Raw genomic sequence first — 25,813 nt, 5'->3', positions numbered from 1 at the left:
GCGACCTACTGGCCGTCCCAGCTCTCCGGCAACATCGGCAGGCGGGCGCCGTCGCCGGACTCGTTGCCGCCCAACGTGACCAGGCCCGCCGCCCGCACGTCGGGCTTGGGCAGCGTCCCGGTGAAACCCTCGACCGAGCCACGGGAGTCCGACGCCAGGGCTCGGTCCGGTAGGGACGGGCTGACCGCATCGGCATCGTCGGCGGCCTCGATGAATTCGTACCGGTAGCCAGGGTCGATGACCGAACGCGGGCGGCGTCGTGACCGTGCCTGTTCCCGTTCCTGTGTCGTCGAACGCGCGGCCGCTGCGGCGCCCTGCGCGGCCCCCAGTTCGGTTCTGGTGCGGGTCTGCAGGTTCGAACCCATCCCGAGACCGAGGCCGCCCACCATGTAGCCGAAGCCCTCGGCGCCGGTCACCGGAGCGGGGGGCGGGGGAGGCGCCGCGGGGGGCGCAACGGTGGAGACTGCGGTCGTGGGGGCCGACACCACCGATGTGGCCGGTGCCACCGGGCTGGTCGGTGCGACGGGGGCCATCGCCGGCGCAACCGACACCAGCGGTGGCTGCACCCCCACCACGGCGGGCTGCGGGGCGGCGACGGGGGCCGGGGCCGGCGCAGAGGCGGCCAGCCCGGCCAACCCCGCCAGGCCCGCCAGACCGGCGACGCCCCCCAGGGCGGCGATGGACAGACTCAAGCCGACCTGCAACAGCAGCGGCAGCTCCTGGAGGATGAAACGCAGCGTCCTGATCGTCCAGTTGATGATCCGGAACGTCTGCCACGCGATGAAATAATTCATCAGCGCCGGAAAGGTGGACGGGTTGAGCAGGCCTGACGCGTTCTGCTGAAGCCACGCCACGGCCTGCGCGTTGCCGTTGAAGAAGTTGCCCAGGTTCTGCAGATACTCCGACGGGCTCCAGTTGGGCTGGCCCTGGCCAGGGATTTTTTCGCCGTCGGGCCCGAAAAGCATCTCCCAGATCTCTTCGGGGGTGGGCAACTGGAACGACCCGGTACCGTTGCCGCCGCCTCCGCCGCCACCACCCCCGGTGCCGCTGCCGGGTCCGCCGCTGCCACCGCCGCCGGTCCCGCTTCCAGGTACGCCACCGCCAGTCCCGCTGCCGGCGCCGGTCCCGGTCCCCGTGCCAGCTCCGGTGCCGGTCCCAGCCCCAGTTCCGGTGCCAGTGCCAGTTCCGGTGCCAGTGCCAGTTCCGGTGCCAGTGCCAGTTCCGGTGCCGGTTCCGGTTCCCTTCCCGCTGCCCGACCCGGCGCCGCTGGTCAATTGCACGGCTTCGGTCGTGACCTGGTAGGTGCTCATCGTGGTGGCCGCCTGGGTCCACATCCGCGCGTAGTCGGCCTCGTTGAGCGCGATCGGAATCGTATTGATCCCAAAGAAATTCGTCGCCACCAAGGCCGCGTGCATGGCGTGGTTGGCGGCCAGCTCCGGCAGCGTCGGCATCGCGGCCAGCGCGGCCGTGTAAGCGGTGGCCACCCCCTGATGCTGGGCCGCCGCCTCGGCGCTCAGCGTGCCGGCCAGCTCCAGCCAGGCCAAATACGGCATGTGCGCGGCGACATAGGTTTCCGCGGTCGGGCCGTCCCAAACCCCGGCCGATCCGGTCAGCACGGTCGTCAATTCCGTTGCCGCCGATTGGTATTGGGCGCTCAGCGACGCCCAGGTTCCCGCGGCCGCGAGCAGTGGGCCCGGCCCGGGTCCGCTGCTCAGCAACGTCGAATGCACTTCGGGCGGTAGTGCCATCCACACCGGAGCGGTCACCGTCAGCCGCCTGATACCAGATAAGTCGCCGCGTCCGCCGCGTCCTCGGCGGCGTAACCGACGCCGGCCAGGCTGACCCCCATCCCGGCCCGGCCCAACACCTCGACGCCTTTGGCCGCCGCGGCCGTATGCTGGCTGCCCCTGCCGCTGAAAATGGCTGCCGCTTCAAGGGATACCGGATCGGCCGCCGGTGGAACCACCGCCGAGACCACCGGGCCGGCGGCCGCGTGTGCGGCCGCGAGCTGGGCGGTGATCGCCTCCACCGCCGCGCTCGTCGCGGCCAGGCCCTCGGGAAGAACTCGTAGCGTCATCGCGGCCACTCCTCAACTCGTTTCTTGCACCACGTCCCGGTTGCGTGCGGCGGGGGCAGGTATCCCACACAAAGCGCCACCACCCAGGCGAGCATGCCGGCGGCAAACCCGAAAACCACATGCCAGCCGGCCTTTTCGAGCAGACCACTGGACACCCAGGTGGACATATGGCCGCCGGTGTGCAGGCTGAACACCGAACTGGCCAGTGCGACAAGATGAATCGGCGCGGCAGCTATCGCCAACAACCACCGCCGCGCCCGCACCGTCGGCAGGGAGGCGACGGCGTAGAGCAATGCCGCGGCGGCCACATAGCGACTGCTCCACAACGGATCGCTCCACCCGTGCATCGGCAACGCCGCCACCGTGGAGGCCGCCCCGACCGCGAGCACCGTCTCGCGTCGGACGGTCACCAGCGCCACCGCCACCAACAGGGTCAGCCAGATGAGTCCGCGGTGGCCGGGGAGGCCCAGCGGGATCCGGACGTCGGTGGAGGCGACGATCGCGGCAACCGCGAGCAGGGGGAACACCGCCTCGCGAGCGGCGCGGTAACTCGCCACCGGGCGTTGCATCACGGTCACCCCGAAAGCATAAGTTGCCAGCGCCCGCCCTGGCCCTTATTTGCGGCGCATTCACAGGATAGGATCCGAAAATGCGCAGCTATACGCGGCCGCTCCGAGCAGTCGCGGTCCTGGCCATCAGCGCTGGGGTCGTTGCGTGCAGCCCCTCCGGGACCGACAATCAGCTTGTCGTCCAGGACGATCACCACGTGCTCGATCGGTTCACCCTCGCGCAGCTACAGCAGCTACCGCAGATGGAGGTCGCCACGCCGCAATCGCACGGCGCACCGGTCCAGAAGGGTCCCAGCGTGCGCTCGATTCTCAATGCCGCCGGCGCGGCCGACGCCACCCGGGTGCGGGTGGAAGGCCGTGACCCGGCCCAGACGCTGGTCGCTGCCGCGCTCGACGATCAGACGATCCTCAGCTTCACCAAGCGCAACACGCTGAAGCTGACGGGCGCCAAACTTCGCCGCGATCAATGGGTCCGCGATGTCACCGCGCTGGTGGTCAACCCGTGACCCCAGCCTCCGCGCTCGCCGGGGTGGACCTGCTGATCGGCATCGACGACACCGACAACGCCTATACGCCCGGCACCGGCCGACGCGCCCGCGCGCTGCTTCACGAGCTGGCGGCGGCCGGCCTCGGCTCGCCCGCCGGCGCCACCCGCCACCAGTTGCTTGTCGACGACCGGATCCCCTATACGTCCCACAATTCGAGCGCGTGCCTGGCCTGGCGCAGCGCCGGCGGCGACCCACACGCGGTGCGAGGCGCAGTCATCGAACTCGCCGGGCAGTTCTTGGAACGGGTCTGCCCACCCGATGCCGACCCCGGGCTGGCCGTCGTCGTTCCGGGAGACCTCGAAGACGCCGCGCGGCTCATTGAGTTCGGTCGCCGCGCCAAACGAGAAGTGTTGCATCCCAGCGAAGCTCGCGAACTCGCCCCGGCTCTCGGTGTGCATTTGTCGGGGCACGGGGGCACCCGAGAGGGCATGACCGGCGCGCTGGCGGCCCTCGGCCTGCACCTGTCCGGTAACGACGGGCTGTTCATCACCCTGCCCGGCATCCGCAAGCTGCCTCAGCACGCCACCCTCGACACCGTCCGCACCCTGACGCCGATCGATCTCGCCCGCGACGACCTGCATCGCCAGCCGGCGTCCGGTGAGGTGATCGAACTGGGCGACTGGGTGCGCCCAGTGCTGCTCGACGGACTGGCCGTCCTGCTTCTCGAGCAGCCGCGCCCGCAGGACGGCGGCGGCAGAACCTGGCGAACGGCCCCGCGTGCCGTGGTCAAACAGTATTGAGTGTTTCGGCGCACGCGATTCGGGAGACCCTGACAGGAGCCATTGCAGACGTTCAGAGGAGATCCTGGTGGATCAGGAAGTCAACACCGACTCGCCCGCTGCGCCCGAGGACGCCCGGAAGACAACCGAGGAACAACGCAAGCTGCAGGACCAGCTCGAGCACCAGAACGAAGACTTGGACGCGCCGGGTTTGCACCAGTCACGGCACGACACCCCCGACGAGAGCACGCGATAGCCTCAGCGATGGCTGTTGATTCCCAAGGTTTTTCGTCGACCCGCTACCGCCGATCAGCTTCGCTGTGCTCGATGCGGGCTCGGCGGTCGTGGGCAAGCGCCGCGGTCGCGACCCAGGTCAGGGTCAGGCCCCCGAGGGCCGCCGCGGGGATGGCCCACACGCGTCGGGCAAGCAGCGCGTCATTGCATTGACCCACGTAGTTGTCGCCCGCCGTATGCGGAGCGTGGGCGTTGGACGCCTGGGTCAGATCGGTGGTAAAGCCGCTGCCGCATTTGACCTGCCAACCGAACTGGTCATAGGCCTCGATGAAAACCGGGAACCGCAACGCGAACAGCCCCCCGGCCAAGAACACCACCGCCGCGAAGACAATGAGCGGTCCGCGCGTGACCATGCGCCTGAGCCCCCTAGGTCATACAAACATTGGAGAAAAGCAGCACCGGCCAGGACACGATCGAGCCGAGGAACGACACCACCAAATCGACGCCGTGCATGTCGTGCAGATGCGCGGTGTGCGTGCTCGACCAGATCACGCCGACAATCAGGTACGGCGTGCCCAGCAGGATGCCCAGTCCCAGCAGTTCGGCGATGCTCAACTGATACTCGAGGAACTTGCGAAGCCTGGTGAGCATGAACATCCCTTTCGCGCGGGCGCTGCCGGAGTTACCGCCGACCCACACCAAGCGATGAGGACCACCACATTCCGGCGCGCGGACTAGACGCTGAATATGTTAATACCGATTCGGATGATTTGGTAGTGCACGGGACCGATCGGCAGCGATTGGCGCCCAACCCTTTACGTGCAGATACGGTGCCGGAAAGGCACGTTCAGTCTCCGCTGATTCTCCGATCGCGGTGGACGCATCGCAGCAAGTGCAGCGCTGTTATCCGGATTGAATTGTCTTTCAGCGCCGTTGCCGGCGCTCGCCAACCGCGTCGGGGGATGCGGCCGGCCGTCCCAGCACCGTCACTTCCATCAGGCGACGCACCGTGAGAGTGGCGGACTGACTGGTGTCGGGGTGCACCAAGCGCCCGATGTCGACCGCGAGCGCGAACGCAGCATGCACGGCGTAACGCGCGCGACCAAGGGTGAGTTGCGGACTTGCCGCTACGGCCAATCGGGCCCAGGACTCGACGGTGGAGCGCTGAATGTTGTACAGCAGCACCGCATCTGTCTCGGGCAGGTTGTGTCGCTCGGTGTAATACACACACGCGAGCTCGGGGTTGGCGAACGACCGGGTCACATAGGCGTCGATGAGCCGCGCGAGCGCCTGCTCGGGATCGTCGCTGGTGGCCAGAATGCTGGACAGGTCGCCCGAGAGTTGGTCGGCGGCTCGCCGGTAATAGACCGCCAAGATGGCGGCTTTCCCCGGGAAGTATTGGTAGATGCTGGCAACCGGTATGCCGACCGCCGCGGCGATGTCTTCCATACCGGTCTCGCGGTAACCACGTTCGTTGAACAGGCGCATCGACTCGTGGAGCAGCAGCTCGTAGCTGCCGGCGGCGCTCGTCAGCGTCGACGTGCGCAACGGTTCGGAGTCACGTTCGCGCGGCGCGGGCAACTCGGCCTGCAGGACCGCGGTCGCGACATCGGTGAGTGCCGCCCGGATCTCCGCGTTACCGAGGCGGGACCGATGATCGGTGATGCTGCCGATGACGCTCAGCGTGGCCGCCGACAGCAACCAGCGCTGCCGCGAGGTGAGTTTCGGCCGCAGCCGGACCAACGGCCGCTGCAGACGCCGGTTGATCAGTTTGATTTGGTCCGCGGACGCGCGTTGGTCGTCCCCGCGCAGATAGCGGCCTTCCCACCGATACAGTCCGCCGGTGGTGCGGTTGACGATCGTGGTGTCGATCAGCGCACGGGTGAGCGCGCTGAGGACTTTGTCGGGATCGGCGTCGGCGGGCAAATCATCGGCGAACGCCGTGGCGTCCACCAGTTGCTGGCCCAGCGCCAGGACGACATCACGGAACAAGTCGTATTTGCCCTGCGAATGCCGATACAGGGCGGCCGCGGAGATGCCGACCCGCGCCGCGATGTTCTCCATGCTGACCGCGTGGTAGCCCAGCTCGCTGAAGGCATCGGTGGCGGCGCGGGCGATCTGGATCTTGCGGTCCTTCGGGCGCCGCTTGACATGATCCGCAGACGAGCGGCTAGCCGATGGCATACAGATCACCGTAGCCGCAGGGAGGGCTGACCGGGCCATCGGTGGACGACCGGTTTTGCGGCGCGGCCAGCTGAGGAGGCGCCGCGAGGCGCAGGCTTATACCCACGATCATTCGACGTCCAACCCCGTTACGCCCCGCCGAATTCCGGCCGCAGCACCGAGCCGAGCGCGCTGAGCGGGATGTGTGGCTGGGCCGTGCCTCCGTCCATAAACCATTGCTGGGACTGCCCGTACTGGATAGGCGAGTCGTGCCCGACCGGGTAATCCGGCATGTAAAGGATCAGTTCGTCGGGCGTGAGAGCCCACGCCTTGTAGCCCCCGGAGAACACCTTGTCCGGTGTCCAGCGGTCGACGGTGAACGGATACGTCCCCGGGGCGTGCTGCCACGCGGCGCGATCGAGCGCCTCCTGAATGAAGGGTTCGGCCAACGGCGGGATGGCGGTCAGCGGGTCGACACCGGGTTTGGTGATGTCGGCCAGCTGCAACCGTCGGCCACCGGCCATGTCGAAGGTGAAGGTGCGATAGGCGTTGTTGAACGACGGCCCGTCGGCGTGGTAGTCCTCGTGGAAGGCCACGCTCAGCGCCCGCCCGTGGGGGAAAACCTGGAAGTTCTCCTCGCCCCAGCTGTCCTGGACCATCGAGGCGCCCTTCGTGCGCCAGTTGTTCATCAGGTTATGCAGGTATTCGCGGATCGCGGGGCCGCTGGTCGGGTTTTCAACCAGATCGCCGGGCAGTGCCATCTTGATGTCGCGCACGGCTTTTCGGTCGGATGTTACCGAGGTGTGGCAGTACTGTCCGTCCCAATCGCCGCCAAGGTCGCCGCAAAACGACTGCGCCGACGCCGACGCCGACGGCGCCGTCAACACCGCCACGGCCACCGCCGCGACACTGGCCGAAAGCCAGATCATCCGCATCATCGAAACGTCCTAGGGGAGTTCGACTTTGCTGGCCAGCCAACGGCCACCGACATTATCCATGGTGATCTTCATGCGACTCCGGTCGACGCGACCATCGGGACGCACCGCGTTGCTGACCGCCTGGTCGACCATCAACAGCACGACCACCCTGGTTTTGCTCTGGGATTCGACCGCAGAGTCGATCACGGTCCCGTGCGCGGTGGCCTTGTTGTCGACCAGCAATTGCCGAAGCTGCACGCTGGCCTTGGTGTACGTGTCCTTGAATTCCCCTGTGGCACCGTCGAGTACGGCGGAGAAATTCTGGTCGACCTGGTTGGAATCGATGCTCGTGAGCACCTGGGCGTAGTCGATCGCGGTCCGTTGGGCCGCCTGCCCGGCGCGGGTCACCGCGTGCTCATCCCATAGCTTCCAGCCGAGCCCGCCCGCGAGGCCGAAGGCACCCAGGTAGACGGCGGCCACCAAGCCGATGCGGGCGTACCGTTTCCACTGCCGCGCCGGAGCCTTCGGGGTTTCCTCGTCGACGTCCGACGCGTCGTCACGGTCGTCGTCGGGTGGCTTCTCGACGTCCTCGGTGGCGTCGCGCTCTTGGTCGGCGGTCACGGTCACGGTGTCTCCTTGAGGTCGGCGGGTGTCGGTGGGTCAGTGAGGTGGCTCGATCGGCAGTACCGGTCCGCCGTAGGGCGTCGGAATGGTGAACCTCCCCTTGGGTGTTGGATCGGCGGTTTGGCCCAGATCGGCGCCGGCGGGCGGCCCGGCCGTGTCGTCGCCGCCCGGTCGGGGCGCGTTCTTCGCGCCGCGGATCAACACCTGCGGGTCGTCGTCGCGGCAGTAGGTGTACAGGAACGGTTCGGGATAGTCCGCGGACGACGACGGCCGGCGCGGGGTGCCGTAGTCACAGGTGTAGCGCGGGTAGATGTCGGCGGTCGCCCACAGCCCGTGCTCGTGCATGGTGGTCATCAGGGCCTCGAGCGTGGACCCGCGATAGTTCGGGAAGACCGCGTTCAACGCCGGAACCCGGACATAGATGATCCGTGCGGTGGTCACCAGGTTGGCCAGCAGTCCGACCATGGTGTCGGAGTTGTCGTCGAACAGGTTGTCCACCGAGGACATCGCGTTCGGCGTCTGATCGACGAATTTGCGATAGCCGCGGTCCATCTTGTTCACGCCGGTCATGAGGTCTCCGACATTGCGCGCAGCCACCGCGAGCCCGGCATTCTTGTCCGACAGGGTGGTCAATACGACGCGGCTGGTCTTGAGCATGCTGACCGTCTGCGGCAGCACCGGGTCCATCGTCGACAGCAGGAACGTCGAACCGTCGATGATGTCGGTGAGCTTTTGCGGGCCCTCCTTGCTCAAACTCAGTTCCCGCTTGACGATTTCGAGCTTCTTCGGGTCGGTTTGGGCGAGCATCCCGTCGGCGTCGGCCAGGACCTGGGACAGCGGGATCGGCGTCGTGGTGCGCTGGGGGCCGATCACGCTGCCGTTCGACAGAAAAGGACCGCTGTTGGAGGCGGGCTCGAAGTCGATGTACTGCTCGCCCGCGGGCGAGAGCCCGGATACGCGCACCGGGCTGGCGGCGGGAATCTTGGTATTCGCGTTGATGTTCGCGATCACCTCGATGCCGGTAGGCGTGGGTCGCAGCGACTGGATGCGCCCGACCCGGATCCCGCGAACCGACACATCCTGGTTGGCCAGCAGGCCACCGGATTCGGGAAGCCGGATCGTGACCTGGTAGGTGGAGTCGAACGGGTTGATGCGCAGCGCACCGATCGCCAGGTAGGCCAGGCCGACCACGAGTGTGAGCACCAGCGCGATGCCGGACAGCCAGGCGCGCTGCCGGTGACCGGTTTTGACCGCGGTGACGATGAAGCGTGCGAGCGTCTCGATCACCGCGGCGGCTCCGGACTCATGGGATCCGGGGGCGCTTCTCCCGCGGGCGCCGGTGGGAGCGGCGGACCGCTCGGCGTCCAAGGGGTTTGGCCCATCGGCGTTTGCGGGCCGCGGCCCACGACGCGTTCCTGCAGTCGCCACAGCACGTACTTGATCGAGCCGATCATGTAGTTCCAGTCGCGGCGCATGGGTCCGTGGAACGCCGGATCGCCCTTGAATCCCCCGGTCTCCGCACCGGTGCCGGGTCGCGATCCCATGACCAGGCGATCGAAGCTGCCGCGTACCGAAATAGCGTCGCTGGAGGTGGTTTTCACGAAGGGCGGGATCAGCCGGTTCAGGCCGGCGAGGCTGGTGTCCGGGCTCAGCACCACGTCGTTCCATGCGCCGGCGATGGTGTTCGCGTCCTTGATGACGCTGCGGCCCGTCTTGTCGGTACCGGCGATGGACGGGAACTTGGAAAGCTGGCGGGTCGTGGCGCCGAGTTCGTCGACGACGTCGGCTATTTCGTCGGCGTTGCTGGACAACACGTTCGTCGCCGGCCCGACGGCCTGTAAGACCTCGCTGATTGCTTGGTTCTTTTCATCCAGCCGGTCGGCCAGGCCCGCGGTCTCGGTCACCGCCGCGTCGATCTGCTCGGAGCGGGCATTGAGCTTGCCCAGCAGCAGATTGGTCCGGTTGATCAGGTCGCCGAACGCGCGTCCCTGGTCGCCGGTTGCCTTGCCGGCGCCGTTGACGATATTGGTGAAGTTGCGGACCGCTCCCCCGTTGACGAGCAGCGCGGCCGAGCTGAGCACGCTCTCGACGGTGGCGGCGGCGCGGGTGGCCGGCAACCCGATGGTCTCGCCGCCCTTGAGCAGCGGGGCATGAGGATCCGTCGGGGTCGGTGGCTTGATCGCGACGAACACGTCGCCCAGCGGTGTCGCGGACCGTAGCTCCGCGGTGCTGCCGACGGGGATGCGCACGCCGTCCATGATGCGCAGCGTGGTCACCGCGGTGTAGTTTCGCGCGACCATCTTTTCGAGTTGGCCGACGTCGGCGCCGGCGAGTTTAACCTTCGCGTGGGCGGGCAGATTCAGGGCGTTGGAGAACACGGCGGTAAGTAGATATCCGCCGCCGCCCATGCCCGGCGCCGGCAACGGCAGGCTGGCCAGCCCGTTGGTGGCGCAGCCCGAACTGACCATGACGGTGCTCAGCGCCACCGCCAGTGCCTTGTGCTTGCCCCAGTTCATCGCTACTGTCCCATCGCCGAGAGGCCGTCGAGAATGTAGGTCAGACCGAAGTCGGGACCGTAGTCCTGCAGTGTCCCAGTGCTGCAACCCAATTGACGCAGATGCATCAGGTTGCAGAGTTCCTTCGCGGACTGACTGTCGGTGAGCGCCTTGTCGAGCAGGCCGTGCACGCGGATCGCGCCGTTGTTCTGATCGACGGTGTTGTAGAGGTTTTCCAGCGTCAGCGGCAGGACGTCGAGCAACTCGGCCACGACGCGCTGATCCTCGACGAGCGTCTTGGCTACCGTGTCGCCGTTGCGGACCGCCTGCTTGAGGTTGTCGCGATTGTTCTCGATCAGCGTGGTGACTTCCTCGAGGATGCGGTTGATGGTGCGCCCGGTGGCGCCGGTGCCGAACCTCTCGTCGGCCAAGGTCTGGCTGAGCTGGCGTGTGGTGGAACCGAATTCGCGCACCTTGGCGTCGTTGCGCGCCGCCGCCTCGGTGATCGAGCTGAGGTCGGTGACGATGGTGGTCAGTTGCTCGCGGGTGGTGACTCCTCGCTCGGAGCTGAGGCGCAGCGCTTTGGACAGCTCGTCGAGAGCGGCCAGGATCTTCTTGCCGTTCCCGTCGGTGATGGCGACCGCCGCGTCGCTCAGGTCGGCGACCGGGCCGCCGCCTTTCCCGTCGCCCTTGAGCGATTTGGAGACCTTGTCGAGCATGTCGAGCACGCGGTCGAACGCGACGGGAGTCTTCGTCCTGGTCAGTCCGATGGTGTCGTGGTTCTTGAGCACCGGGCCGTTCCGGTACGGCGGCGTCAGTTCGACCTGCCGGTCGGTGAGGATCGAGGTGGTGATGGTGACCGCCCGGGCCGCGGCGGGGATCTTGACCTTCTTGTCCACCGTCAGCTCGGCCTCGACGTAGCTGCCTTTGGACGTGACCTTGCTGACCTTCCCCACGGGCATGCCGAGCACCGCGACCACGTTGCCTTCGTAAAGACCGGCGGCGCTGTCGAATTGAGCGATCACGGTCATCGTGTCCAGGCGCGACTTGACATAGTGGCCGACCACGCCGATGGCCACGGCGGCCGCCGAAGCGGCCACTGCCGCCACGGCGATGAGCTTGCGCCTACCAGAAATCATTTGCAGTCCTTGAAGTACTGGATCATCTTGAATTCCTTTGCGCGGCCGCTGATGGCGCACATCCACGAGTCGATGGCGAGCCCGTTGGGCAGGTTGAATTCGACGACCGGCCCATAGCCGGTGGCGTTGGTCAAGCCCCGCAGTGTCACTGGGGCCACCTGCAGAATGTTTCGCACCAAGTCGTCGTGCTGGCCGATCATGTTGGTCAGGTCGTGCAGGTTGGTGAACAGTTCGTCCAGCATGGGCCGGTTGGTGACGATGACCTTGTCGAGCTGATCGACGAGCTCGGTGAGCGCCGCGAACATGGCGTGGAAGGTGGCCTGGCGGGCCACCAGGTGGCCGAGCAGGTCCTGCCCCTGGTCCATCAGATGTCCGATGTTGGTCTGCTGGCGTCGCAGCGTATTGACCACGCGCTGGGTGCTTTTCAGGAGCGTGCCGAGCTGTCCTCGGCGGTCGGCGGTGATCGTCGACAGCGTCTGCAGGTTCGCGACGGCCTGCGGAACGAGCGGCGGCACCCCGCCGAGTTGCTTGCCCAGCACGGCGAGTGATTGCGCGAACTGATCGGAATCGACTTGCTCGAATGTGGTGGTGGCGTCTTCGAGCAGCGACTGCAGGTCGTAGGGCACCGAGGTGTGGGACAGGGTGATCGTCTTGGCCGGAATCGAACCCGGGCCGTCGGGCACCAGCTCGAGATAGCGCGACCCGAGGATGGTCATGACCTTGATGACCGCTCGGGTGTCCTTGCCGAGCGGGACATTGTCCCGCACGCTCAAGCCGGCTTCGACGTGATCGCCGTCGAGTTTCATGCTGGTGACGTGCCCGACCTCGATGCCCGCGATGGTGATGGGGTTTCCGGGCCGCAGCGTGGCCGCCTGCAGGAATTCGGCGGTGTAATGGGTGTAGCCGACGCCGAGAAGCTTGATTCCGAGCGACACCGCGACCAGAACCACGACCACCGCGAGGCCGGCCAGCCCGAGCCAGGTCCTGTTGTACGACTCGAGCGGTCGCCGCCGCAGCCATCGGGTTCTCAATGCGTCAGCCATTGGCCATGTTCCTGCATCGCGGGGTGTGCCACCCCATGTTCTTCGTGGTGATCGGATACGCGTTGCCGGGCGTGGCCGCGTTCACGATGAACGTGGTGATGTCGTTGAGTCCGGGGAAGAAGCCCGTCGCGTTCAGATCGCAGGCGTAGGCGTTGCCGTAGGTGCCCTCACCGACCGCCCGCGCGAAACCCTTGAGCAACAGGGGCAGGTTGTCGCCGGTGAACGCCAGCTGGGGTTCGATGCCGGCCAGGTGCTTGCTGAATCCCGGCTCCCGGGTGATCAATTGGTTCAATGCAGGGTCGACGTCGTCGGCGATCGCCGCGAGTCGGCGGGTCACCCGGGCGATCGAACCGACCGAATCCTGCAACGCCGGGCGGCGGGCGTCGAAATTGGCGACCGCGGAACGGGTTTGATCGAGCGCGTGGTCGAGGTCGTCGTTTTGCCGCGCGACGGTGTCGGTGACTTTGGTGAGATTGCTGATGAGGTCGCCCAACGACTGGTCGCGCGCCGACAGCGTGCGGGTGATCGTCGACGTCTGCTGCACCAGCAGCGGGATGGAAGCCTGATCGCCTTGCAACGACTGCAGAACCCCCTTGGTCAGGTCGTCGGCGTCTTTGGGGTTGAGCAGGGTGAACAGTGGCTCGAAACCGTTGAGCAACTTGCCGACGTCAAACGAGGGGTCGGTCTGCTGCACCGGGATGACGCTGCCTGCCGAAAGCATTCCCCTGTCGCCGGTTTCACCGAGCGACAGTCCCAGATAGCGCTGTCCGATGATGTTCTGGTAGGTCACCGATGCGACGGTGTTGCCGTACAGGCGCTGATCGTTCTCGACGATGAACGAGACCTTCGCCAGTTTCCCGGCCAGTTCGATGTTTTCGACGCGGCCCACCCGCACGCCGGCCATGCGGACGTCGTCGCCGATGCGTAACCCGTACACGTCGGTGAACATCGCCGAGTACGGCGTCGTCGGGCCGGCCACGTCGCGCCGCAGGGTGGCGTACACCATCCACGTCACCGCGATGGCGATCGCCATGAACAGCGACAGCCCGATCAGCGGTCCGCGTACCTTCATTTCGGCTCACCCGCCCCGGGCTGCGGTTGCTGTGGTTTCAGGGAGACCGCGGCGCCGCGCGCGACCGGGCCCAGGAGCAGTTGCGTGGCCACCGACGCCGGACGGCCTTGCCCGGTGATCACGCCGAGCTGATCGCGTTCGTGTTGGCTACCCACGGGTCCGACGTTGCCGCCGTAGGCCGCCGGCGCGGCCGCACCGGGCGGGGCCGGACTCGCGGGCGGGGGCCCCGGCGCCGGTGGCGGCGGCGCGTCGTCGGGATCGGCGGTCCCCGGGACGCGGGGTGTCGGACCGATCTGCCACGGCCACCACGGCAACGGCGGGTTGGGGTCTTCCAGGCTGGGGTTGGGGTTGAACAGCGGCGGGCCCACCGCGGTGAGGTTGCCGTCGGGGCCGAACTGCGTGCCCGGGGGCGGCGCCAAATCCGCGGGCGCGTGGTAGTTCTGCGGCAGCAACACCTCGGGCAGGTCCGGGCGCACGGCGATGGTCGGGGCGGTGAAGCAACTCGGTCCCAGCAACTGGCCGTAGCGCGGGCAATCGGCGCGGGTGTAGGTGTAGGTCGGGGTCAGCGCCAGATTGACCCGCATGTTTCCGGTGTCCATCTCCGGATCCCACACTTCTTCAAAGAACTTGTCGGACAACCGGTTCAGCCTGGTGAAGATGGGGACGAATTTGTCGCTGTTCAGGGCGAATACGCCGAGGGCGGGCGTGAGGTTCTGGCTCATCTCGATCAGCTGATCGGTGTGGTTGTCGAACGCTTGGCGGTTCACACCGAAGGTGTGGTGCGAGCCGGTGACCAGCGACCGGAATTGCTCGCGCTTTTCGACCAGCGTCTGCATCGGTTTGACCGCGTCGTGCAAGACGTCGACGAGGTCGGGCGCGGTGGCCTGCAGACCGCGAGTGGCATCCAGCAGCGCGGAGACCGTGGACGGGCCGGGGTCGGTGGTCACGATGGCGTTGAGCTCGTCGAGCACCCGGGTCATCTGCGCGCCGGCCGTGAGCAAGGTGCCGCGTCGGTTATTGGTGGCGGCCGCAACGGCGGCCAGGATGCCGACGCTATGGTCTTCGCGGCCGCGGCCGGTCGCGGCCAGGATGTCGCGCAGCTTGCTGATGGTGGTCTGGAAGATCACCGTGGAAAGCTGGAGGTCTTCGGGGATGCGCGTCCCGTTGCGGATGCTCGGGCTCGGTCCGGCGTCGACGAGTTGCACCGACGAAACCGCGAACACGTTGCTGGGTACCACGCGCGCGGTCACCGCGTTCGGGATGTCCTTGGCGTATTCGGGTTTGAGGTTGATGTGCACGTAGTTCGGCTTGCCGTAGGCCGCCGGGACGACATTGTCGACGGCCCCGACGAGCAGCCCGTGATATTTCACATCGGAGCGTGCCGGCAGCCCGTCGCCGACGTTGGTCAGCTCGGCGACCACGCGGATGTAATCGTTGAGCCGCCCGGTGGACTTCAGCAACAGGCTTCCCGTGATCAGCCCCGCGATCAGCAGCACCGCCGCCCCCAGGGCCACCAGCTGCTGGTCGGTCGGGCCGCGCCCGTCGAAATCTAGCGAATTGGCCATTCAGCCACCGAATCTCGCGCCGGCGTCGATGCTCCACAACGCCATCGTGAGCAGCATGTTGACCATGATCACGACGGTGATGCTGGCCCGCATGGCATGCCCTGCCGCGACGCCCACCCCCTCGGGGCCGCCCGCTGCGTAGAACCCGTAGTAGCACTGCACGGTGGAGGAAAGCCACACGAAGACAACGCATTTGAGGACTGAGTAAGCGATGTCCTTGGCGCTGAGCATCATGGTGAAGTAGTGCAGGTAGGGGCCGATGGATCCGCCGCTGATGATGTTGGCGACCACCTGGCAGGTGAGGTAAGTGACCGCCAGGCAGGCGATGTAGAGCGGGATGACGGCGATGACGGAGGCCATCAGCCGCGTCGTGACCAGGAACGGGATCGGGCGTATCGCCAGGGATTCCAGGGCATCGATCTCTTCGGCGATGCGCATGGCGCCCAGTTGCGCGGTGAATCGGCAGCCGGCCTGCATCGCAAACGCCAGGGAGGCCATGATGGGTGCCAGTTCGCGGGTGTTGACCAGTGACGAGATGATGCCGGTCGCGGGGCCCAAACCGAGCAGGTTCAGGAAGTTGTATCCCTCTACGGCCACCAGCGCGCCCGCGGTAAACCCGAGGACCACCGCGACGCCGGCGGTGCCGCCGCCGACCACGATCGAGCCGTTGCCCCAGGCGATGTTGGACAGCAACCGCAGGAACTCCGTGCGGTATTGCCGCAGCACGGTCGGCACCGAGAGGACGGCACGTACGAAGAAGACCAGCATGTGCCCCAGCCGCATGGTGGGCGTGGCCGCGACCCGGTATGCACCGATGAACGGTCGTGCGAGCGCGGGAACGTAGGCGGAGGCCGTCATTTCACAGCCCCGTCCGGGGGAACAGCGTGTTGTACAACTGGCTGATTCCGACGTTGACGATCATCAACACCAAGATCGATTCCACCACCGCCGCATTCACCGAGTTGGCCACGCCCGCCGGGCCGCCCTTGGTGAAAAGCCCTTTCTGGCAGGCGATGACCGCGACGATGGCCCCGTAGATCACGGCCTTGAGCAGCGCGACGATCATGTCCTCCGTGGTGGCGAACGACGAAAACGTCGCCACGAAACTGCCCGGTGCGCCGCGCTGGAAGTAGACATTGAACAGATAGCTGGCCAAAAAGCCGACGAAACAGGTGATTCCGGTCAGCGCGACGCCGACCATGATGGCCGCGGCGAAGCGAGGGACGACCAGACGGCGGATCACCGAAACCCCCATGACCTCCATCGCGTCGGTTTCCTCGCGCATGGTCCGAGACCCGAGATCCGCGGTGATGGCGGACCCGACCGCCGAAGCCATCAGCACCGCGGCCACCAGCGAGGCGGCCTGACGGATCACGGCAAGCCCACTGGCGGCGCCCGCGAGGGAGGTCGCACCGACCTGGTTGGCCAACAGCGCGAACTGGATGGACAGCGTCACCCCGATCGGCAGCGCCACCAGGACCGTGGGCAGCACGGCGGTCGCCGCCATGAACGCGCCCTGTCGCACGAACTCCGCCCATTGGAAGCGGCCGGTGAACAGGTCGACCATGCAGTACTCGATCGTGCGGACAGCGAGGATGTACTGCTCGCCGAGGGTGTTGAGCGAGGCAAGGGGGTGCCGCACGACGTAGCCCGCGGACCAGTCCTGGATGGTGGCCACATTGTCGTGCGCCCGGTCCTCGGTGAGCGCGCGGTCGTCCTGGGCGGTCATCGCCGGATGCGCCTCAGCGCGACCACTCGCAGGTATGTGCGTTCATCGGTGAACCTTTGCTGTGCCCCCACGGGCGGCTATGTTAACCGCTGCTCAAGATATGCGGAAGATCTCACTTTGCACTTTGTGCAGATTCGGCGCCGTGTTCCCTCGCCCGCCCCGCGTATGACCCGTGGTCATTTCGCCTATATGCCTGATGGCGACCACTTGACGCGCCATCGACTTCGCGAGAAGATCGCGTTTCGGCCGCCAGATGTTAATGGACATTTGTCGACTAAATAGTTGGTTAGAGCTTCGGGTGGTCGCGAGTTATCGTGTTCCTGGGAAGGCGCGGATGATGCTGGCGAGGTTGCGACGGGTGGGCGGCGGCGCGGTGTGTGCCGGGCCGGCGCTGCTCGCTACCGCGCTCATGCTCTCCGGCACCGCCCACGCCGATCCTTCTCAGCCTCCCCCTCCGCTGCCGGCGTTCACCCCGGCGCCCAGCGATTGGTCACCGAACTTCGACATCTGGCCGTACAACACGTTCACCTCTCGGGTGACCCCCGAGATGATCGGCGGAATGGCCGACTCCTGCCAATGGTTCAAGTCCCAATTCGACCCATTGCTGGGCCAGATCAACGACTTCAACCGCTACCTCGGCGACCAACATGACGACTACACGGCCGGAGGGGCGCAACGGAACGCCAATGCCGTCGTCGCCAACATCGATCGGTCGACCGTCTTTCTGGCCCCGCGGGTGAAGCCCTTGATCATCACCAACGAACCCGATAACTTCGGCCCCTATTCGCCGATATACGGCGGGGAATCCATGACTCACTTGGCATTTCAGTTATCACGGATCAGCGACAGCATCAAGAGGAAGGATCCGTCGGGCGTCACGCACGCGAACATCGTCTCGGCCACCGGCTGGGCGAACGCGCTGCGTGACTCCGGCGCATGTGACTGATGAACTACCGCGCATCGCTACGAACTGTCGGCAACCCCCGGACGTGGTTGGTGAATCGCTTCCGCAGCGCCGCCGAAGGCACAGAGGCCGCGGGGGACGACGTGAGCCGGCCATCGACCGAAGCGGCGCAGGACGCTGAGTGCGTCATCGTACCCGACGAGGTCGGGGACATCGACGCCGACGCCATCCCCGACGCGACCGACGATGAACAGCCACGGTCACGAAATGGCAGGCGGGGCAAGGTCGTCCGACGCGCAGCCGCCGCTGTTCTGGCCATCGTAGTGGCCGGCGCCGGATACGAGGGCTGGCTCCTGTTCCAGCAGCACCAGAAAGACGTGGCGGCGGCCCAGGCACTGACTGCCGCGAAGAAATACATCCTCGCGCTGACCAGCGTGGACACCAACGCGATCGATAAGAACTTCGCCGAGGTCCTCGACGGCTCGACCGGCGAGTTCAAAGACATGTACACCAAATCCAGCGCCCAGCTGCGTCAAACGCTCATCGACAACAAGGCCGCGGCGCACGGCAGCGTCGTCGACGCGGCCGTCCAGTCGGCGACCGAGGACAAGGTGGACGTCGTGCTGTTCGTCGATCAGTCGGTGAGCAACGGGACGGCGCCGACACCTCAGCTGGACCGCAGCAGGGTGAAGATGACCATGGAAAAAGTGGACGGCCGATGGCTGGCCAGCAAGGTCGAGCTCCCGTAAACCGATGCGCCGGCGGCGTATTCAGGTACGCCAGGCTCGTCGGGCCACCCGGTAGAAGTTGCCCCCGAGCACGGCGTGGATGTCGCGGCTGTTCCATCCCCTTCCCCGCAGGTGCTCACCGAGCGTCACAAAGGTCTCCGGCGCCATCCATTGGATCGGACCCCAGCGGGTGTAGCTGTCGTCGAACAGGTGGGGATTGCGCTGCAGTTCCGTGTTGAAATCGGCGGCGTCGAAACAGAAGTCGGTGCTGATGCCGACGTGCTGGACACCGATGAGGTCGACGGCGTATTCCAGATGGCGGGTCATCGCTTCCAGGGTGGGAGTGTTGGGGCCGAGGAAGATGCCGACGCCGGTGATGCCGACGACGCCGCCCGTCTGCGCGCAGGCTCGCGCCTGATCGTCGGTGATGTTGCGGGGATGTTCCCACAGCGCACGCATGCACGAATGGCTGTAAATGACAGGGCCAGTGGATACCTCGCACATGTCCAGTCCGGTGCGCGCGCTGCAGTGGGATCCGTCGGGGACGACGCCGACCGTGTTCAGCTCGGCGACGACCGCGCGGCCCCAGGCGGTGAGGCCGCCGTCGGTGCGGTCGAGGCAGCCGCTGCCGGCACGGTTGGCGTGGTTGTAGGTCGGCAGCAGGGTGCGCACGCCCAGGTTGGCCAGCTTGCGCACATTCTCCAGGTCGTCGTCAAGCGGGCGTGAGTCTTCCAGGTCGAAGACCACCGCGATGCGCCCGGCCCGGGTCGCCGCGTCTACCTCGTCGAGGGTGGCCGACAATTCCAGGTCGGGGTGGGCGTCGATCGCGGCACGATAGTGGTGCAGCAGCGCCACGGCGTCGTTGAAGCTGTGTGGTGAATATCCCGCGTTGACCGAAAGCAGTGTGCCACCGGCGTATTGGTAACGAGTCAACGGGCCGATGTCTGTGGCGGTGGTGAGCGGCAGACACGTGTGCTGGTCCCAGAGCAGTGTGGTCATGGGCGGCGCCCCTCCTTAGACCTCGATGCGGTTCACCCCTCGAGCGCGGAGCCGACGGTCTGGTCGGCGAGCTCGGCCCAGGACTTCGGTGCGCGCGGGTAGCCGGGCGGGTCGGCCAGCCGACGATGCCACCAGCCGACATCCCACCATCTTTCCTGCTTGAAGCCCACGTTGCGAAAGACGCCGACGGGGGCGAAGCCCAGAGCTTCGTGCAGGCTGACGCTGGCGGCATTGGGAAGCGTAATGCCCGCATAGGCATTGACGTAGCCCTGCGCGGCAAGCAGATTCAGCAGCGCCGTGTAGATTCGGCGGCCATGCCCCCGGCCCTGAATGGATGCGTCGAGGTATAGCGACACGTCGACGCACCAACGATAGGCATCCCGCGCCCGGTGCGGGCTGGCATACGCGTACCCCTTGACGACTTGGCCATCCGTGACGACCAGCCAGGGCAACGTGGCGAGCGTGCTGGTCATTCGCGACCGCATCTCCTGGACGGTGGGGGCGGACGTCTCGAAAGACACCGCCGTGTCCCGCACATAGGGGAGATAGATGCCCGCGACCGCCCCCGCGTCCTCGGGCGTGGCCATTCTTAGCCTCACGACCACAGAACGCTAGTCCTACAGCAACGGATGGTCGCGGCCTTCAGGAAAACAACCTGGCCATAAGGGCTTCGGTGAGCCGGCGATGCGTAGTGTTCTGCGAAACCGCGATCCGCCAGCCGCCCGCGGTCCGCACGGCGACGCTGGTGTTCACCCGAGCATTGCGCCGATTGCGTCGTCGTCGCACCACCGTCGCCTTCGCGTGGATCAGGGCCACGTCGGGTGTGAGGAACCGGACCTGGCTGACGTCTATCTGTAGGCGTGTTCCCTTGAGCAGCTTGCGGAACAGCGGGACGTACGATGCCGCAATCGCTTCTCGGCCCGTGTGGTGGCGGCCCAGAAAAGTGACGTAGTCCGCGTCCGGGGTGAAGACGCTGGCGTAAGCGTCGGGATCGCCCGCGGCCCAACCCCTTACCTGCTGGTCGATCAGGCCGCGGATGGCGTCTTCGTCGGCTCGCTGGTCGCCGCTCGTCACAATGCCTCCCGCAATCGTTGGTGTCGACGCTGCTTCTGCGCGCGTTGGAACCGTCGCCGCAGGTTGACTCGAAGGACACGAAGCAGCAGCGCGGGGTCCTGGAGCCCCGTCGGTGGGTTGACGAGGTGGGTGATCCGAAGCAGGCGTTCGGTTACCGCGGTGTCGTCACCGGCGGCCTCGAGTATGGCCCTGACCAACTGGCCGCGCAGCCGGCGTTGCAGCGAAGGTTTGCGGGAGGTGGACGGGACTCGGTCGTTGGCCTCGTTGACCGCCCACGTCGGCCCGATGTCGCGTGCTGTCCTGCCAAAGAAACGCCGAGCCAAGTCGGCGTCGCCGCCGCGCAGACAGACCTGCAGCGCGAGTGCTTGCTGTGCCGCCATTGTCATGCCCTGCCCGTACACGGGGTTGGGGCTGCACAGCGCATCACCGATCACGAGTAGCCCGCGCGGGAATCTCGTCATCTGGTCGTAGCGCCGCCATACCGCCGCCGGGTTGCGGAACGTGGCGATGTCCGCGAGCGCGTGCGCCTGGCGCAACCCGTGCAGAATTTTTGGGGGCAATGCGTCGTCGACCAACCCGAGCATGGTGGCGAAATCGGTTGGCGCTCCCCCGGTGTCGATGGTGCGGCCGACCGCGAACATCCAGGTGTCGTTCTCGCAAGCCAGCAGCAGCCCGCCAGGCTTACCGCCGCCCCCGAGGTTGAACACGACCATCTGCTGGTCGATGCACCCGTCCGGGATGCTCAGCAGCTGGCTGGAATAACCCAGCATGGCGGTGGACCGCGTCTCGGGCGGGCGACCGTAGGCCATGGCCTCCAAGAATGCCGGTGTGCGGGCGGACCGGCCCGTGGCATCGACGACCAGATCGGCGGGCAGGTCTCTCGGTGCGCCGTTGTCGCGGTGCGTGATTCGCGCACCGGTCACGGCACCTGCGTCGGCTAGCGGCTCGATCACCTCGTGGCCGTCGAGAAATTTCACGTTGGACAGCGCCGCGACGCGCCGATGCACGTGGGACTCGACGAACGGTCGGGTCGCCAGACACAACGTCACGGCCGCGGGATCCCTCAATGTGCCCGAACGCCTGAGTTCATAGCGACCCGTGCGCACGTAAAACCGCGACAAGTCCCCGTCATCGATGACAACCGCGCCGGCGGCGCCCATCTCGTCGATCAGTCCCGGAAACAGTTCGGCGAGAACCTGCGTCCCCCGGCTCAGGAAATTGTGGACGTGGCGGCCTTGTGGCACACCCTTCCGGGGAATGGGAAGGCCGGGAGCCTTGTCCCGCTCGATGACGCACACCGAGGCGTAGAACTCCGAAAGGACGCGCGCGGCAAGCAGACCCGCGATCCCGGCGCCCAGCACAACGGCGTGCTCACGCGAGGCGTTCACGGCACATGCCGTTGGTCAGTCGAGCCCACCCAGTTGGTGTCGTGACCCATGCCGCAGCAGCATACCGCAAATCTAAGGTTATGGTAAGAATCTTAAGGCTACAGTAATAGGGGTCGTTGTCCCGAGAGGAGTCGCTACTGAACGGGTCCAGGCGCCCGACCAGCCGATCGCATCACCTCGATGAAAGTTGGATTTATGCACAGCATTTGGGTCGGCGCCAGCATTTCTGCCGGCCATGCCGATGATTCGATGCCGCCCCCGGGACTGCCGGCGACGGTCGCGCGTCCTTCCGGAATTGTTCCGCTGCAGTTAAAGTGGGGCGTCGGCGTGGCTGACCTGCATCGCGAATAGGGAGGGTCAAACTGTTTTCCCGTTCGCGCCAGATGCCGGTTACGCCGGCGTGGTTCACTGCCGCGCTCGATCAACACCCCGAGCACGGTGAGGTCGACGTCGACGGCTGCCGCATCCACCTCCGCATTTGGGGTGCCGAGGACCAACCTCCAGTCGTATTGATCCACGGCGGCGGAGCGCACTCCGGTTGGTGGGATCACGTCGCGCCGTTCTTTTCTCGTACTCACCGGGTGATCGCGCTGGATCTGTCCGGGCATGGCGACAGTGGGTCACGCGCGGCCTACGACCTGCGGATCTGGGCAAGCGAGGTGATGGCGGCCGCTTCCGCCGCCGGGCCCGCCGGGCGGCCGACCATCGTCGGGCACAGCATGGGCGGTTGGGTCGCATCCACGGCAGCGATGCACTACAGCCAGCAGATCAACAGCATGCTGGTGATCGACTCGCCGTTGTGGGAGCGTGCGCCGGAGGAAGGGCGCCTGCGCCGACACAAACACACCGAATACCGGACGAAAGACGAGATCCTGGCCCGCTTCACGGCCGTGCCGTCGCAGGAGCTGATCCTCCCCTACGTCCGCCAGCACATCGCGGCCGAGTCGGTGCGCAAATCCGACGCGGGCTGGGTGTGGAAATTCGATCCGGCGATCTTTGGCGGCGAGTTTCTCGAGCCGACACCCGCCGACGAGGAATCGCTGGAAAGCATGCTCGCCGCAATGCGTTGCCGTGTCGGGTATTTACGTTGCGAAGCCGGATTGGTGCCGCCCGCCATGGCCGAAAGGATCCGCTCCCTGCTGCAGTTGAGGGGCCCCTTTGTCGAGTTGGCCGAAGCCGGTCATCATCCGATGCTCGACCAACCGCTCCCGCTGGTCGCGACGTTGCGCACCCTGCTGGAATTCTGGTCGATCACCTAGGCTCGGGCGCGGCGAGCCAACTTCGAGGGTTGGTCGATGATCAGGGCCTTACCCTGCTGCCGAATCCAGCCGCGTTGGGTGAAGTCCGATAGCGCCTTGTTGACCGTTTCGCGGGACGAACCGACGAGTTGAGCGAGCTCCTTTTGCGTGAGGTGATGCTCGACGCGCACCGGGCCCCCGTTGTTGGTGCCGAATCGCATTGCCAGATCGAGGATTTGCTTGGCCACTCGGGCGGGCACATCGGTGAAAATCAAGTCGCACAGCGTGTTATTGGTGTGCCGGAGCCGACGCGCCAGCACCCTTAGCAGCTGCTCGGCGATTTCGGGTCGTTCGACCATCCACGTTCGCAGGGCGGGACGGTCCATCCTGACGGCTTCCACCTCGGTCAGCGTGATCACCGTCGAGGTTCGCGGGCCCGGATCGAAGAGTGCGAGCTCGCCGAACACGTCACCGGGGCCCAGCACCGCGAAGACGGTTTCCCGGCCGTCTGCCGTCTGGTGGCGGATTTTCACCGAGCCAGCCAAGATCACATAGAGATCGTCGCCCGCCTCGCCTTCGACGAAGACGGTGCGCCGGCGCGGGAACGAAACGTGCTGCAGGTGCCGAGCCAACGCGGCGACCGCATCGGGTGAGATTCCCTGGAAGATGCCGGCTTGCGCCAAAATGTCGTCCACGCCGCCCCTTTCAACGCCTTCCGCACGGCGTTTGCGCGCACTAGGCGCTGCTCCAGGTTGGGGGCGTCTTGGCTCGCGGCCTAGACTTTACACCAGGGTAAAATTCCGTAACGCAGCAGGTCGGCGGCTAGGCGGCCGGCGTTGAGGCGGTCGACGCGGGGGTGACTTCGCAGTAGACGTTGCCACACGCGTCGCAATGAACCTGATACTCGAGTTTGTCGTCACGCTCAAGGAAGCTGTACTGCGCCCATGCCATGCACCGCGGGCACCGGGCGTGACCGTGTTCCACTGCCATTCACCAAACCCCTTACTCGCACAGATGCAGTGGTAGTACCCCGTGCAAAGGTGGTCTAATCACCGGCTTGGCGGCCGTGCGCCGCGACGGTCCGATGGCTAGAAATTCAGCCCGGAGAACATCACCCGGCCGGGGTCATATTTCTGCCGGACCGCGCTCAGCTTGGACAGGTTCGGGCCGAAGTAGCGCGCCGGTGACTGATTGGCCTCGATGTAGTTCACGTAGCCGCCGACCGAATATTGTTGCACCGCTTGGTGTGCCGTGCCGAGCCAGTTAGTCGCGGCCGCAGAGTCACCGGTTTCGACGTACCACTGCACCAGCGCCGACTGACGGCGCCAGGGGAAGGCCGTCGCCCCCGGCGCCACGGTCGCGAGGGCCCCGTCGAGCGCGTGCATGATCGCCAACATGCGACCGGCATTGCGGGGAAAGGCGTTGACCGCCGCGGCGATCCCCTGTGCGACGCCCGCGTTGACGGTGGGGAAGACATCGGATCCGCCGACGTAGCCGAGTGGCGAAGGGTTGAGGTTCCCGACAGCCAGGTAGTTCACCAGGTCCATGTAGTTGAAAGTGTGGTTCTCGGTGCCGGACGGTTGCATTCCGACCGCTTGGGTGATGGCCGCCGCCGTGCTGTTGCCGGATCCGGCCGGGGAGGTCGCCATGATGCGGCAATGCATGCCCATCGCGTCGACGGTGGCGTCGGCCAGTGCCCAGCTGTTGCGGTCGGCCGTGCGCAGCCAGTTCTGCCATCCGACCAGGACCTGGGCGAACGATTCGGGTGGGAAGTTGAGGTTGACGACGTCGACGTCCTTGGTGGGGAACGTGGCGAAAGTCAGCGCGGTCGTCACGCCGAAGTTGCCGCCACCGCCGCCGCGCAGCGCCCAGAACAGGTCGGGGTTGCTGTTGGCGGATGCGGTGACCGCCTGGCCGTTGGGCAGGACCACCGAGGCCGACGTCAGCCGGTCGCAGAGCAGGCCCGCATGCCGGGATTGGGCGCCCAGGCCGCCGCCCAGCGCGTGGCCCGCGGCACCGACCGACGGGCAGGTACCCGTCGGGACGCCCCGGCCTGCGGCGGCCAGCGTCCGGTGCATCGTGTAGAGACTGGTGGCCGGGGTCACGGTGACCTGCCCCGTGGCGGCGTCGTAGTTGGCATCGCCGGGCAGTTGGCGCAGATCGAGCACCATGGTCCCGTTGGCGGTCGACGCTCCGATGTAGGAGTGCCCACCACTGCGCGGAGCGACCTTGAGATTGTGCGCGGCGGCGAAGGCCATCGCCTTTTGCACGTCGGCCGCCGACGTGGGGGTGACGACCGCCGCCGGCGTGGAGCCGTTGTAGTTGGTGTTGAAAACCTGTTTGGCGCTTGCGAATTGGGGGTTGTCCGGAAGCAACACCTTGCCGCCGAGCGCCGTGGACAGGCCTTCCCAGCCGGACGGCCGTGGATCTGCGATCGCGCGGGGCGCGCCGAGCACCGCTCCGGCGGCTAGCGCCCCGACGGCGCCGCGCAGAAACGTCTGCCGTGAGATCTCACGCGCCAACGTCGGGCTCCCGCGACTGCCTCATGCCCCGAATTGTTAACCACGAGATCCGCGGTGGCCCATGAC

Annotated in this window: 28 protein-coding genes; 6 read left to right on the top strand and 22 right to left on the bottom strand. The window is 66.4% G+C overall.

From position 1 onward, the window contains the following. Nucleotides 1-5: 5 nt before the first annotated feature. The 3 genes from G6N26_RS18385 to G6N26_RS18375 are packed head-to-tail and all read right to left on the bottom strand — an operon-like array spanning nt 6 to nt 2,655. On the bottom strand, nt 6-1,766 hold the full coding sequence (locus G6N26_RS18385; protein ID WP_232067486.1) for a PPE family protein: 1,761 nt from the start codon (nt 1,764-1,766) through the stop codon (nt 6-8). Between the two features lie 2 nt (nt 1,767-1,768). Continuing rightward, nucleotides 1,769-2,077, bottom strand: coding sequence for a PE family protein (locus tag G6N26_RS18380; RefSeq protein ID WP_067170999.1), 309 nt, complete (start codon nt 2,075-2,077; stop codon nt 1,769-1,771). Further along, nucleotides 2,074-2,655: a hypothetical protein gene (locus G6N26_RS18375; protein WP_083015618.1), complete on the bottom strand. Its 582-nt coding sequence runs from the start codon at nt 2,653-2,655 to the stop codon at nt 2,074-2,076. The genes G6N26_RS18380 and G6N26_RS18375 overlap by 4 nt, the downstream gene beginning before the upstream one ends. A 71-nt stretch (nt 2,656-2,726) precedes the next feature. On the opposite strand from G6N26_RS18375, the gene G6N26_RS18370 reads away from it, so the two are divergent. The 3 genes from G6N26_RS18370 (at nt 2,727) to G6N26_RS25840 (ending at nt 4,169) form a co-directional block, all read left to right on the top strand. Beyond that, on the top strand, nt 2,727-3,152 hold the full coding sequence (locus G6N26_RS18370) for a molybdopterin-binding protein (RefSeq protein ID WP_067170825.1): 426 nt from the start codon (nt 2,727-2,729) through the stop codon (nt 3,150-3,152). After that, nucleotides 3,149-3,934 carry a hypothetical protein gene (locus G6N26_RS18365; RefSeq protein WP_067170824.1) on the top strand — a complete coding sequence of 262 codons (786 nt, stop codon included), beginning with the start codon at nt 3,149-3,151 and terminating at the stop codon, nt 3,932-3,934. The genes G6N26_RS18370 and G6N26_RS18365 overlap by 4 nt, the downstream gene beginning before the upstream one ends. Before the next feature lie 67 nt (nt 3,935-4,001). Next, nucleotides 4,002-4,169 (top strand): hypothetical protein, encoded by a 168-nt coding sequence (locus G6N26_RS25840; RefSeq protein ID WP_165605069.1) that lies wholly within the window; start codon nt 4,002-4,004, stop codon nt 4,167-4,169. A gap of 43 nt (nt 4,170-4,212) precedes the next feature. Here the strand turns inward: G6N26_RS25840 and G6N26_RS18360 are convergent, their stop codons facing one another. The 13 genes from G6N26_RS18360 to G6N26_RS18300 form a co-directional block, all read right to left on the bottom strand. Then, nucleotides 4,213-4,560, bottom strand: coding sequence for a hypothetical protein (locus tag G6N26_RS18360; RefSeq protein ID WP_067170821.1), 348 nt, complete (start codon nt 4,558-4,560; stop codon nt 4,213-4,215). A 13-nt stretch (nt 4,561-4,573) separates the two neighbouring features. Continuing rightward, on the bottom strand, nt 4,574-4,798 hold the full coding sequence (locus G6N26_RS18355; RefSeq protein WP_067170996.1) for a hypothetical protein: 225 nt from the start codon (nt 4,796-4,798) through the stop codon (nt 4,574-4,576). Between the two features lie 273 nt (nt 4,799-5,071). Continuing rightward, on the bottom strand, nt 5,072-6,331 hold the full coding sequence (locus G6N26_RS18350; protein WP_067170818.1) for a TetR/AcrR family transcriptional regulator: 1,260 nt from the start codon (nt 6,329-6,331) through the stop codon (nt 5,072-5,074). A 128-nt stretch (nt 6,332-6,459) separates the two neighbouring features. Continuing rightward, the gene (locus G6N26_RS18345) at nt 6,460-7,245 is read right to left on the bottom strand and encodes a mannan-binding protein (RefSeq protein ID WP_083015621.1); all 786 of its coding nucleotides are present in this window, start codon (nt 7,243-7,245) and stop codon (nt 6,460-6,462) included. A gap of 12 nt (nt 7,246-7,257) precedes the next feature. Next, a complete protein-coding gene (locus tag G6N26_RS18340) occupies nt 7,258-7,854 on the bottom strand; it encodes an Mce protein (protein ID WP_083015625.1) in 597 nt (198 codons plus the stop codon). Nucleotides 7,855-7,887: 33 nt separating this feature from the next. Continuing rightward, on the bottom strand, nt 7,888-9,138 hold the full coding sequence (locus G6N26_RS18335) for an MlaD family protein (RefSeq protein WP_083015960.1): 1,251 nt from the start codon (nt 9,136-9,138) through the stop codon (nt 7,888-7,890). Then, the gene (locus tag G6N26_RS18330; protein ID WP_067170810.1) at nt 9,135-10,367 is read right to left on the bottom strand and encodes an MlaD family protein; all 1,233 of its coding nucleotides are present in this window, start codon (nt 10,365-10,367) and stop codon (nt 9,135-9,137) included. Before G6N26_RS18330 ends, G6N26_RS18335 begins: the two co-directional genes overlap by 4 nt. 2 nt (nt 10,368-10,369) lie before the next feature. Continuing rightward, nucleotides 10,370-11,485, bottom strand: a complete 1,116-nt coding sequence (locus G6N26_RS18325; protein WP_067170808.1) for an MCE family protein — start codon at nt 11,483-11,485, stop codon at nt 10,370-10,372. Then, nucleotides 11,482-12,528 carry an MCE family protein gene (locus G6N26_RS18320; protein WP_083015629.1) on the bottom strand — a complete coding sequence of 349 codons (1,047 nt, stop codon included), beginning with the start codon at nt 12,526-12,528 and terminating at the stop codon, nt 11,482-11,484. The genes G6N26_RS18325 and G6N26_RS18320 overlap by 4 nt, the downstream gene beginning before the upstream one ends. Beyond that, entirely contained in the window at nt 12,521-13,600 is a 1,080-nt protein-coding gene (locus G6N26_RS18315; RefSeq protein ID WP_067170802.1) for an MCE family protein, read from the bottom strand. Before G6N26_RS18315 ends, G6N26_RS18320 begins: the two co-directional genes overlap by 8 nt. Beyond that, nucleotides 13,597-15,165, bottom strand: a complete 1,569-nt coding sequence (locus G6N26_RS18310) for an MlaD family protein (protein ID WP_067170799.1) — start codon at nt 15,163-15,165, stop codon at nt 13,597-13,599. Before G6N26_RS18310 ends, G6N26_RS18315 begins: the two co-directional genes overlap by 4 nt. After that, nucleotides 15,166-16,023 carry an ABC transporter permease gene (locus G6N26_RS18305; RefSeq protein ID WP_083015632.1) on the bottom strand — a complete coding sequence of 286 codons (858 nt, stop codon included), beginning with the start codon at nt 16,021-16,023 and terminating at the stop codon, nt 15,166-15,168. 1 nt (nt 16,024) lies between these two features. Then, nucleotides 16,025-16,894 (bottom strand): MlaE family ABC transporter permease, encoded by an 870-nt coding sequence (locus tag G6N26_RS18300; RefSeq protein ID WP_067170793.1) that lies wholly within the window; start codon nt 16,892-16,894, stop codon nt 16,025-16,027. Between the two features lie 334 nt (nt 16,895-17,228). Between G6N26_RS18300 and G6N26_RS18295 the strand changes: the two genes are divergently transcribed. Beyond that, complete coding sequence (locus G6N26_RS18295; RefSeq protein WP_083015636.1) at nt 17,229-17,840, top strand: hypothetical protein; 612 nt, start codon at nt 17,229-17,231, stop codon at nt 17,838-17,840. Continuing rightward, complete coding sequence (locus G6N26_RS18290; protein ID WP_179960230.1) at nt 17,840-18,547, top strand: Mce protein; 708 nt, start codon at nt 17,840-17,842, stop codon at nt 18,545-18,547. The genes G6N26_RS18295 and G6N26_RS18290 overlap by 1 nt, the downstream gene beginning before the upstream one ends. A gap of 21 nt (nt 18,548-18,568) precedes the next feature. Here G6N26_RS18290 and G6N26_RS18285 read toward each other — a convergent pair whose 3' ends face one another. The 4 genes from G6N26_RS18285 to G6N26_RS18270 are packed head-to-tail and all read right to left on the bottom strand — an operon-like array spanning nt 18,569 to nt 21,987. Then, a complete protein-coding gene (locus tag G6N26_RS18285) occupies nt 18,569-19,525 on the bottom strand; it encodes a dipeptidase (RefSeq protein ID WP_083015639.1) in 957 nt (318 codons plus the stop codon). A 32-nt stretch (nt 19,526-19,557) separates the two neighbouring features. Continuing rightward, nucleotides 19,558-20,112, bottom strand: a complete 555-nt coding sequence (locus G6N26_RS18280; RefSeq protein WP_067170779.1) for an arsinothricin resistance N-acetyltransferase ArsN1 family B — start codon at nt 20,110-20,112, stop codon at nt 19,558-19,560. Nucleotides 20,113-20,167: 55 nt separating this feature from the next. Further along, on the bottom strand, nt 20,168-20,599 hold the full coding sequence (locus G6N26_RS18275; protein ID WP_067170775.1) for an SgcJ/EcaC family oxidoreductase: 432 nt from the start codon (nt 20,597-20,599) through the stop codon (nt 20,168-20,170). Beyond that, complete coding sequence (locus G6N26_RS18270) at nt 20,596-21,987, bottom strand: FAD-dependent oxidoreductase (RefSeq protein ID WP_083015643.1); 1,392 nt, start codon at nt 21,985-21,987, stop codon at nt 20,596-20,598. Before G6N26_RS18270 ends, G6N26_RS18275 begins: the two co-directional genes overlap by 4 nt. 383 nt (nt 21,988-22,370) lie before the next feature. Between G6N26_RS18270 and G6N26_RS18265 the strand changes: the two genes are divergently transcribed. Next, the gene (locus G6N26_RS18265) at nt 22,371-23,246 is read left to right on the top strand and encodes an alpha/beta fold hydrolase (protein WP_179960229.1); all 876 of its coding nucleotides are present in this window, start codon (nt 22,371-22,373) and stop codon (nt 23,244-23,246) included. Here the strand turns inward: G6N26_RS18265 and G6N26_RS18260 are convergent. Together G6N26_RS18260 and G6N26_RS18255 are read right to left on the bottom strand one after the other, a co-directional pair. After that, nucleotides 23,243-23,920: a Crp/Fnr family transcriptional regulator gene (locus G6N26_RS18260; RefSeq protein ID WP_067170766.1), complete on the bottom strand. Its 678-nt coding sequence runs from the start codon at nt 23,918-23,920 to the stop codon at nt 23,243-23,245. The two genes, G6N26_RS18265 and G6N26_RS18260, sit on opposite strands and share 4 nt — an antisense overlap. 393 nt (nt 23,921-24,313) lie before the next feature. Further along, on the bottom strand, nt 24,314-25,747 hold the full coding sequence (locus G6N26_RS18255) for an FAD-binding oxidoreductase (RefSeq protein ID WP_083015646.1): 1,434 nt from the start codon (nt 25,745-25,747) through the stop codon (nt 24,314-24,316). Nucleotides 25,748-25,813: the final 66 nt, after the last annotated feature.

It is taken from the genome of Mycobacterium marseillense (assembly GCF_010731675.1).
Lineage (GTDB): Bacteria > Actinomycetota > Actinomycetes > Mycobacteriales > Mycobacteriaceae > Mycobacterium > Mycobacterium marseillense.
Note: the sequence above shows the minus strand (reverse complement) of the source record. Positions and strands in the feature narration are given on the sequence as shown.

Excerpts from the sequence above, each read along its gene's own strand:
- G6N26_RS18380 (WP_067170999.1), bottom strand. The coding sequence starts at position 2,077 with ATGACGCTACGAGTTCTTCCCGAGGGCCTGGCCGCGACGAGCGCGGCG.
- G6N26_RS18370 (WP_067170825.1), top strand. The coding sequence starts at position 2,727 with ATGCGCAGCTATACGCGGCCGCTCCGAGCAGTCGCGGTCCTGGCCATC.
- G6N26_RS18360 (WP_067170821.1), bottom strand. The coding sequence starts at position 4,560 with ATGGTCACGCGCGGACCGCTCATTGTCTTCGCGGCGGTGGTGTTCTTG.
- G6N26_RS18355 (WP_067170996.1), bottom strand. The coding sequence starts at position 4,798 with ATGCTCACCAGGCTTCGCAAGTTCCTCGAGTATCAGTTGAGCATCGCC.
- G6N26_RS18350 (WP_067170818.1), bottom strand. The coding sequence starts at position 6,331 with ATGCCATCGGCTAGCCGCTCGTCTGCGGATCATGTCAAGCGGCGCCCG.
- G6N26_RS18345 (WP_083015621.1), bottom strand. The coding sequence starts at position 7,245 with ATGCGGATGATCTGGCTTTCGGCCAGTGTCGCGGCGGTGGCCGTGGCG.
- G6N26_RS18330 (WP_067170810.1), bottom strand. The coding sequence starts at position 10,367 with ATGAACTGGGGCAAGCACAAGGCACTGGCGGTGGCGCTGAGCACCGTC.
- G6N26_RS18325 (WP_067170808.1), bottom strand. The coding sequence starts at position 11,485 with ATGATTTCTGGTAGGCGCAAGCTCATCGCCGTGGCGGCAGTGGCCGCT.
- G6N26_RS18320 (WP_083015629.1), bottom strand. The coding sequence starts at position 12,528 with ATGGCTGACGCATTGAGAACCCGATGGCTGCGGCGGCGACCGCTCGAG.
- G6N26_RS18315 (WP_067170802.1), bottom strand. The coding sequence starts at position 13,600 with ATGAAGGTACGCGGACCGCTGATCGGGCTGTCGCTGTTCATGGCGATC.
- G6N26_RS18310 (WP_067170799.1), bottom strand. The coding sequence starts at position 15,165 with ATGGCCAATTCGCTAGATTTCGACGGGCGCGGCCCGACCGACCAGCAG.
- G6N26_RS18305 (WP_083015632.1), bottom strand. The coding sequence starts at position 16,023 with ATGACGGCCTCCGCCTACGTTCCCGCGCTCGCACGACCGTTCATCGGT.
- G6N26_RS18300 (WP_067170793.1), bottom strand. The coding sequence starts at position 16,894 with ATGACCGCCCAGGACGACCGCGCGCTCACCGAGGACCGGGCGCACGAC.
- G6N26_RS18295 (WP_083015636.1), top strand. The coding sequence starts at position 17,229 with ATGATGCTGGCGAGGTTGCGACGGGTGGGCGGCGGCGCGGTGTGTGCC.
- G6N26_RS18290 (WP_179960230.1), top strand. The coding sequence starts at position 17,840 with ATGAACTACCGCGCATCGCTACGAACTGTCGGCAACCCCCGGACGTGG.
- G6N26_RS18285 (WP_083015639.1), bottom strand. The coding sequence starts at position 19,525 with ATGACCACACTGCTCTGGGACCAGCACACGTGTCTGCCGCTCACCACC.
- G6N26_RS18280 (WP_067170779.1), bottom strand. The coding sequence starts at position 20,112 with ATGGCCACGCCCGAGGACGCGGGGGCGGTCGCGGGCATCTATCTCCCC.
- G6N26_RS18265 (WP_179960229.1), top strand. The coding sequence starts at position 22,371 with ATGCCGGTTACGCCGGCGTGGTTCACTGCCGCGCTCGATCAACACCCC.